The organism is Streptomyces sp. GC420, from assembly GCF_009916105.1.
Taxonomy (GTDB): Bacteria; Actinomycetota; Actinomycetes; order Streptomycetales; family Streptomycetaceae; genus Streptomyces.
The window spans coordinates 19,136-27,341 of record NZ_JAAAXQ010000061.1; the positions used below are offsets into that span (position 1 = coordinate 19,136).

Below are 8,206 nucleotides of genomic sequence, written 5' to 3' on the forward strand. Positions count from 1 at the left end.
CCCAGCACAGTCCCAGGAGGACGTGAAGCGATGACCAGCACGCAGCGCCAGCAGTACCACCTGCCGTCGGGCAGGGCCGCCGCCGGGCCGTACGCCGTCGACGTCACCCCCGGGTCGGCCGGCTGGGGCCACTCGAGCCTGCGGGTGCTCGAACTGCCTCCCGGCGGCTCGCACACCTTCGCCACCGGCGACAGCGAGTGGATCGTGCTGCCGCTGAACGGCGGCTGCACCGTCGTCACCGACGGCGAGACCTTCGACCTGTACGGCCGGGACAGCGTCTTCACCGCCGTCACCGACTTCGCGTACGTCCCCCGGGACACCCACGCGACCATCGCCTCCGGCGCCGGCGGCCGCTTCGCCCTGGCCGGCGCCCGCTGCTCCCGCCGGCTGCCCGCGCGCTACGGCCCCGCCTCCGGCGTCCCCGTCGAACTGCGCGGCAGCGGCAACTGCAGCCGCCAGGTCAACAACTTCGGCGCCGCCGGCGTCTTCGAGTGCGACAAGCTCATCGCCGTCGAGGTGCTGACCCCGGGCGGCAACTGGTCCTCGTACCCGCCGCACAAGCACGACGAGCACAGGCCGGGGGAGGAGTCGGAACTCGAGGAGATCTACTACTTCGAGATCGCCGGCCACGACGGCACGCCCGGCCTCGGCTACCAGCGAGTCTCCCCGTCCGGCCACGGCCACGGCACGGACGTGCTGGCCGAGGTGCGCGGCGGGGACGTCGTCCTCGTCCCGGACGGCTGGCACGGCCCCTCCATGGCCGCCCCCGGCCACCACATGTACTACCTCAACGTCATGGCGGGCCCCGGCGCCGCGCGCGAGTGGCTGATCCGGGACCACCCCGACCACGCGTGGATCCGCGGGAACTGGTCCGGCGTGCCCGTCGACCCCCGGCTGCCGCTCTGCACCGCGCCCCGGGCCGCCGAGGGCTCTCGAACCGCCGCGGCCCCTTCCGGGTCCGGGGCCCCCTCGGGCCCTCCCGAGCCTCCGGACCCCACCGACCGTCCCCTTTCCTCTCATTTCCTCCCACCGAGCCAGTGAGGTCCCGATGAGCCAGTCCACCCGTCGTCTGACCGTCGCCCAGGCGCTGGTGCGGTTCCTGTCCGCCCAGTACACCGAGCGCGACGGCGTGCGGCGCCGGCTGATCGCCGGCACCTGGGGCATCTTCGGCCACGGCAACGTCGCCGGGATCGGCCAGGCCCTGCTGGAGGCGGGCGAAGACGCCATGCCCTTCCACCAGGGCCGCAACGAGCAGGCCATGGTGCACGCCGCCGTCGGCTACGCCCGCCAGCTGAACCGGCTCTCCGCCCAGGCCGTCACCACATCCATCGGCCCCGGCGCCACCAACCTGGTCACCGGTGCCGCCCTCGCCACCGTCAACCGGCTGCCCGTCCTGCTGCTGCCCGGCGACTACTTCGCCACCCGCACCGCCGACCCCCTGCTGCAGCAGCTCGAACACGCCGTCTGCGCCGACGTCTCCGTCAACGACGCGCTGCGGCCCGTCTCGCGCTACTTCGACCGGATCAACCGGCCCGAGGCCCTGATCCCCTCCGCCCTGAACGCCATGCGCGTCCTCGCGGACCCCGCCGAGACCGGCGCCGTCACCCTCGCCCTGCCCCAGGACGTCCAGGCGGAGGCATGGGACTGGCCGGAGGGGTTCTTCGCCGAGCGCGTCTGGCACGTACGCCGCCCCTCCCCGGAACCCGCCGAGTGCCACGCCGCGGCCCAGGCCGTACGGGCCGCACGGCGCCCCCTGATCGTCGCGGGGGGCGGAATCCACCACAGCGAGGCGGAGGAGGCCCTCAAGGAGTTCGTGGACGCCACCGGCATCCCCGTCGCCTCCACCCAGGCGGGCAAGGGCTCGCTGCGCCACGACCACCCCGCCGACCTCGGCGGCATCGGTCACACCGGCACCGCGGTGAGCGACGAGATCGCCCGCACCGCCGACCTGGTCATCGGTATCGGCACCCGCTACACCGACTTCACCACCGCCTCCTCGACCCTCTTCGCCGAACCGGGCGTCCGCTTCCTCAACCTCAACATCACCTCCTTCGACGCGTACAAGATGGCCGCCACCGCCCTGGTCGCCGACGCCCGCGCCGGACTCCACGCCCTCATCGGGGCCCTGGAGGGCCACCGCGTGGACGCGGCGTACGAGGCCGAGTACGCGGCCGGCAAGGAACGCTGGGAGCGCGTCGTGGACGCCGCCTACCGTGCGGAGGACGAGAACGCCGCCCCCACCCAGACCCAGGTGCTCGGCGCCCTCGACGCGGTCGTCGGCGACGAGGACGTGGTGATCAACGCGGCCGGATCGCTCCCCGGCGACCTTCACAGGCTGTGGCGCGCCCGTTCGCCGCGCCAGTACCACCTGGAGTACGGCTACTCCTGCATGGGCTACGAGATCCCCGGCGCCATCGGCGTCCAGCTCGCGGCGCCCGGCACCCCCGTGTGGTCGCTGGTCGGCGACGGGACGTACCTGATGATGCCCACCGAGATCGTCACCGCGGTCCAGGAGGGCCTGCCCGTCAACCTGGTCCTCCTGCAGAACCACGGATACGCCTCCATCGGGGGCCTGTCCGAGGAGACCGGCGGGGAGCGCTTCGGTACCGCCTACCGCTACCGCGCGGCCGACGGCAGCTTCACCGGCGATCCCCTGCCGGTGGACCTCGCCGCCAATGCCGCGAGCCTCGGCATGGACGTGATCCGCGCCAAGACCGTGCGCGAACTGCGCCAGGCACTGGCCGCCGCCCGTGCCTCCGAGCGCCCGACCTGCGTGTACGTCGAGACCGAGGCCACTACGCCCACGGCCCCCGGAGCCGAGGCGTGGTGGGACGTCCCCGTCGCCGAGGTGGCCTCCCGTGAGGCGGCGATCCGGGCCCGCGAGACGTACGACCGGCACACGCCCGGCCGCCGCCGCCACCTCTGAGCGCTGACCGGGCGCGGACGAACGGTGATGCCCGGCCCCTTCGCGGCGAAGGGGCCGGGCGTGCGGATCTCGGGAATCAGGAGGCGACGGAGGAGCTCACGGGGATCAGGAGGAGGCGGAGGGTCCGGGCGCCGCGGTGGCGCGCGGGCCCTGACCTGTTGGAGCCGGGCCGCCGAGACCTTCTTCGAGACGTCCGGCACCAGCCCGGCCTCCTTCGTGAAGACGAGCGCCCGGGTGGCGGCGCCGCCGTTGTCGGACCGGCGACGGAGCTTCACCTCGACGGATTCGTCGATGAAGGAGGTGGTGGCGGGAAATGTCGGTGAAGATCACGCGGCACTCACCGCCCCGGGCATCATGCCGCAGCACCGTAGGGAGCCGCGGTCGTCGGCGGGGATTCAGGATCTCCCTCCCGCGGGCCGTTCGGCGGGGACGGGTCAGGCGGCGGAGCGCTGGTCGGCCGGGCGGCGGCGCAGCGGGGTGTGCTGGATGGCGGGCGGGCTGTAAGCCATGTCGAGCGTCCCGACGTCGGTGCCGGGCGGCACGATGGCGTCGATCTCGTCGAGGACGTCGTCGGTCAGCGTGGTCTCGGCGCCGGCGAGGATGTCGTCGAGGTGATCCATGGTGCGCGGCCCGATGATCGCGGAGGTGACGCCCGGGTGGGCGATCGCGAAAGCCATCGCGAGGTGCGTCGGCGGAAGCCCCGCCTTTTCGGCGACGAGAAGGAGCTGTTCCACGGCGTCGAGCCGGCGCTCGTCGCGCAGGTGCTGGAAGCCGAAGGCGGCCCGATGGGTGTCGGCCTGCCGGGCCTTGCGGTAGCGGCCGGTGAGCAGGCCGCCCGCGAGCGGGCTCCAGACCATGGTCCCCATGCCGTACCGCTCGCAGACGGGCAGAACCTCGCGCTCGATGCTCCGGTTGATGATCGAGTAAGGCGGCTGCTCGGTGCGGAACCGTACGAGGCCGCGACGTTCGGCGGTCCACTGCGCCTCCACGATGTCCGAGGCCGGGAAGGTGGAGGTGCCGATGGCCCGGACCTTGCCCGCGCGTACCAGGTCGGTGAGGGCGGAGAGGGTTTCCTCGACGTCGGTGTCGGGCGCGGGCCGGTGGACCTGGAACACGTCGACGTGGTCGGTCTGCAGTCGGCGCAGCGAGTCCTCCAGCGCGCGAGTGAGCCAACGCCGCGAGTTGCCCTGTTGGTTGGGGTCGTCGCCCATCGGCAGATGCGCCTTCGTGGCCAGGACGACGTTGTCGCGGCGGCCTTTCAGGGCCTTGCCGACGATCTCCTCGGACTCGCCGCGTGAGTAGGCGTCGGCGGTGTCGACGAAGTTGATGCCCGCGTCGAGCGCCTTGTGGATGATGCGGACGGAATCGTCGTGGTCGGGGTTGCCGATGGCGCCGAACATCATCGCGCCGAGGCAGTACGGGCTGACCTTGATACCGGTCCGGCCCAGCGTGCGGTACTTCACGTTTCTCCTCCTGTGCGGGCTGACGGCCGCTTCGGCGCGAGCTGCTCGCGTAAGCGGAACGCTGTTCGACTTCGACAATACGGAACACTGTTCCGTTTAGCAATCCCGGCAAGGAGGAAGGCGTCGTGAACAACGGCCCGACGGGCGGGGTGTCAGCATGTGCGCGCCGACGAGGGTGCGGTACCGACGCCCCGCTCGGCGCGTCCGCCGGGGCCGCCGCCGCTCCGGCATCACCGCCGACGGACTCCGGCGCCCCGGCGAACGGCTTCCCGGAGGCCGGCTTCGCGCCCCGGCGTCAAGTACTCACCCTTTATTGTCCGGACAATCTGATGACAGGGGTTCCTGTCGCGAAGGGGGGTGGCTATTCTCCGAAGGTGACCACTTCCCCACCCGCATCCCTCGAATTCGCCCTGGACCGCAACAGCCCGGTGCCGCTCTACTACCAGCTGGCGCAGCAGCTGGAAGCGGCCATCGAGCACGGCGCACTGGCGCCGGGCAGCCTGCTGGGCAACGAGATCGAACTCGCGGGACGCCTTGGTCTCTCCCGCCCCACCGTCCGCCAGGCGATCCAGTCGCTGGTCGACAAGGGGCTCCTGGTGCGGCGGCGCGGCGTCGGCACCCAGGTCGTGCACAGCCAGGTCAGGCGGCCGCTGGAGCTCAGCAGCCTCTACGACGACCTGGAGACCTCCGGGCAGAGCCCCACCACCCGTGTGCTGTGCAACGAGACCCGGCCCGCCACGCCCGAGGTCGCCGCCGCCCTCCAGGTTGCCGAGGGCAGTGAGGTCGTCGCGCTGGAACGGCTGCGCATGACCCACGGGCAGCCGGTGGCGTACATGTGCAACTTCCTGCCCGCCAGCCTGCTCGCCCTGGACGACGGCAAGCTGGAGGAGACCGGTCTCTACCGGATGCTGCGCGCCGCGGGAATCACCCTGCACAGCGCTCGCCAGTCGGTCGGTGCCCGCTCCGCCGGCGCACGGGAGGCCGAGCGGCTGGGCGAGGCGGACGGCGCCGCCCTGCTGACCATGCAGCGCACCGCCTACGACGACACCGGCCGCCCGGTCGAGTTCGGCACACACATCTACCGCGCCTCGCGCTACGCGTTCGAGTTCCAGCTCCTGGTACGGCCGTAAGGGACCGGGCGGGAAAGGACAGAAGGGCGCAGGAACGGTCGGAAGACCGGGAATTCGATCCACCGGCCCAGGGCGGCGCACGGCCTGGCCCATGATGCCCCGATGGACTTCGCGCACCCCGGGAGCACCCCGTCGCAGCCCCCCGAAGACACGCACGCCACCCCGCCCATGGCGCTGAAACTCCTCGTCGCCGGCGGTTTCGGCGTCGGCAAGAGCACCCTCGTGGGCGCGGTGAGCGAGATACGCCCACTGCGTACCGAGGAAGAACTCACCCGCCCTGGGAAGAGGGCTGACGACACGTCCGGAGCACGACACAAGGCGACCACGACCGTCGCCATGGACTTCGGGCGCACCACCCTCGGGCCGGGGCTGTCGCTCTACCTCTTCGGCGCCCCCGACCAGGACCGCTTCTGGTTCCTGTGGGACGAGGTCGCCCAAGGAGCACTGGGCGCCGTGGTGCTCGCCGACCCCCGGCGCCTGGAGGACTGCTTCCCGGCGGTCGACTACTTCGAGCACCGCGGGATCCCCTTCGTGGTGGGCGTCAACTGCTTCGAGGGCGCCCGCGCCCGAGCCCCGTACGAGGTCGCGCACGCCCTGGACCTCGACCCCGGCACCCCCGTCGTGCCGTGCGACGCGCGCGACCGGGAGTCGGGCAAGGAGGTGCTGATCCGGCTGGTCGAGCACGCCGGGCGGATGCACACCGCCCGGCTGCTCGAATCGGTCGGCTGACCGGCTGACCGGCTGACCGCCGGCCCGCCCGTCACACATGGCCGGCCCGCTCGTCAGACGCAGCCGTGGGGCCGTTGCACATGGCCGACCCGCTCGCCTCACCTGCCGTCAGTCCGCGACCCCCGCCTCCGCCAGCACCTTCTCGATGCGAACGCGGACGAGCAGTTCTCCCGGCACGCCATTGCGCGCCCCGAACTCCGCGGCGCGCTCCTCACCCATGTACCGGGCGGCGATCCGGGTCGCCCAGGCGCGCAACTCGCCCGGATCCTCACTCATTTCGGCGCGCCCCTGAAGCACGACGTAGGCGTACGGCGGCCGGTCGTCGTCCACGCACAGCGCGACCCGGCCGTCCCGGGCCAGATTGCGGCCCTTGACCGTGCCCTTGCCCGTGTTGAAGAAGAACTCCTCCCCGTCCTCGCCGAGCAGGAACCAGATCGGCGCGATGTGCGGACTGCCGTCGGCGCGAACCGTCGACAGTTTTCCGGTGCGGGTGCCCTCCGAGACGAAGGCCCGCCATTCCTCCTGAGACATGTTCCGTGCCATGTCCCCATCCTGCGCCGGATCGTGCCGCGGGTTGCCCGGGGCGCGCGGGTGGTGAAGGGTGGCTGACAGCGGATGGGGACAAAGGAACCGCAGCAACGGGGAGGACCGTTACACATGGCACTGGGCAAGGGCCTTGACTGGCTGCTCGAAGACCTGACCCAGCGGGTGGAGTATGTGCGGCACGCACTCGTGCTCTCCAACGACGGGCTGGTCACGGCGTCGAGCGAACAGCTCGGACGGGAGGACGCCGAGCACCTCGCGGCGGTCTCCTCCGGACTGCACAGCCTGGCCAAGGGTTCAGGACGGTACTTCGGCGTGGGCAAGGTACGCCAGACGATGATCGAGTTCGACGAAGGGCTGCTCTTCGTGACCGCGGCGGGCGACGGCAGCTGTCTGTGCGTGCTCAGCACGCCGAACGCGGACATGGGACAGATCGCCTACGAGATGGCGCTGCTGGTGAACCGGGTCGGGGAACATCTGACGGTGGAGGCGCGGAGCCCGGGGCGCGGACTCGCGTCGGACGAGTAGCGGCGTTTCCACAGGGCGGGCGGGACGGTTTTCCACAGGCCGCTCGGGAAGCGGGCACTGCGAGCTACGATCGTTACGGAGAGTATTCATTCCTCACGGGGAGACGACGACCGTCATGGCAGCGACCTCAGCGAAGACAGACAGGACGAGTGGGGCAGGGAGCACGCGGACCGGGGAACGTGCCCCCGGGTCGGCGGGCAGTTCCGTGAGCCTGCGCCGGGCGGCGCAGGAACTCGCCCTGAGAAGAGGCGAGTTCGACCTGGCCCGGCAGCTCGGCCTCCTGCGTACGACGACCCTGTTCCCGGGCGGGCCCCGCCGGGTGACACGGGAGGAGATCGCCGGACTGCGGGTGGCCGAAGGCTTCCCGGACAGCCTGCGCGAACGGGTCCAAACCGTCGGCACGGCCGCGGGTGCCGAACTGATGGGCATCACCGCCTCCCGTTTCACCCGGCTCGCGCGCACGGGGTTCATCACCCCTGCCGCGGTCTACCTCAACCGCTACCGCGCGGTGGTATGGCTCTATCTCGCCGAGGAACTCAGGCGGTTCGCGGACGAGGAGCCGGCCATGCTCAGCGGCAGGAGCCCCCGGTCCATGCGGAGGCTGCTGGACGCGGGCACGGACCTGCGCGCCCGCAACTGGCGCGGCCGGCGCCTCGGACGGCTCCTGCGGGAGGCCGAGGATCCCTGGGAGCGCGCGGCAATCACGGCCGCTCCACTTGACCCGGTCCAGCTGGCCGAGGTGGTCGACGACCCCTTCGAGCGCGCCTACCTCCACCTACTCGGCCCCGAACCACCCGTCTCGCCCGAAGCCGCCCACCGCGTCCTCCACGCCGACAACCCCGACGAGATCCTCTGGTACCGCGTCAGCCTCTCCCTCTGCATCGACG

Annotated in this window: 8 protein-coding genes; 6 read left to right on the forward strand and 2 right to left on the reverse strand. The window is 71.8% G+C overall.

Going from position 1 to position 8,206, the window contains the following annotated elements; all coding sequences use genetic code 11:
* Nucleotides 1–30 precede the first annotated feature (30 nt).
* Nucleotides 31–1,041, forward strand: a complete 1,011-nt coding sequence (iolB, locus tag GUY61_RS10680) for a 5-deoxy-glucuronate isomerase (protein ID WP_166629850.1) — start codon at nt 31–33, stop codon at nt 1,039–1,041.
* Nucleotides 1,042–1,048: 7 nt separating this feature from the next.
* Nucleotides 1,049–2,926 carry a 3D-(3,5/4)-trihydroxycyclohexane-1,2-dione acylhydrolase (decyclizing) gene (iolD, locus tag GUY61_RS10685; RefSeq protein ID WP_166629851.1) on the forward strand — a complete coding sequence of 626 codons (1,878 nt, stop codon included), beginning with the start codon at nt 1,049–1,051 and terminating at the stop codon, nt 2,924–2,926.
* A 434-nt stretch (nt 2,927–3,360) separates the two neighbouring features.
* Here iolD and GUY61_RS10690 read toward each other — a convergent pair whose 3' ends face one another.
* Nucleotides 3,361–4,389 (reverse strand): aldo/keto reductase, encoded by a 1,029-nt coding sequence (locus GUY61_RS10690; protein WP_166629852.1) that lies wholly within the window; start codon nt 4,387–4,389, stop codon nt 3,361–3,363.
* Nucleotides 4,390–4,718: 329 nt separating this feature from the next.
* Here GUY61_RS10690 and GUY61_RS10695 point away from each other — a divergent pair, with 329 nt between their 5' ends.
* Both GUY61_RS10695 and GUY61_RS10700 read left to right on the forward strand, forming a co-directional pair.
* The gene (locus tag GUY61_RS10695; protein WP_166629858.1) at nt 4,719–5,519 is read left to right on the forward strand and encodes a GntR family transcriptional regulator; all 801 of its coding nucleotides are present in this window, start codon (nt 4,719–4,721) and stop codon (nt 5,517–5,519) included.
* Nucleotides 5,520–5,687: 168 nt separating this feature from the next.
* Entirely contained in the window at nt 5,688–6,248 is a 561-nt protein-coding gene (locus GUY61_RS10700; RefSeq protein ID WP_166629859.1) for an ATP/GTP-binding protein, read from the forward strand.
* Nucleotides 6,249–6,356: 108 nt separating this feature from the next.
* Here the strand turns inward: GUY61_RS10700 and GUY61_RS10705 are convergent, their stop codons facing one another.
* A complete protein-coding gene (locus GUY61_RS10705) occupies nt 6,357–6,791 on the reverse strand; it encodes a PPOX class F420-dependent oxidoreductase (RefSeq protein ID WP_166629853.1) in 435 nt (144 codons plus the stop codon).
* Between the two features lie 114 nt (nt 6,792–6,905).
* Between GUY61_RS10705 and GUY61_RS10710 the strand changes: the two genes are divergently transcribed.
* Together GUY61_RS10710 and GUY61_RS10715 are read left to right on the forward strand one after the other, a co-directional pair.
* Complete coding sequence (locus GUY61_RS10710; RefSeq protein ID WP_166629854.1) at nt 6,906–7,319, forward strand: roadblock/LC7 domain-containing protein; 414 nt, start codon at nt 6,906–6,908, stop codon at nt 7,317–7,319.
* Between the two features lie 205 nt (nt 7,320–7,524).
* Nucleotides 7,525–8,206: DUF6397 family protein (locus tag GUY61_RS10715; protein ID WP_166629855.1), on the forward strand; the 682-nt coding region annotated here is incomplete at its 3' end.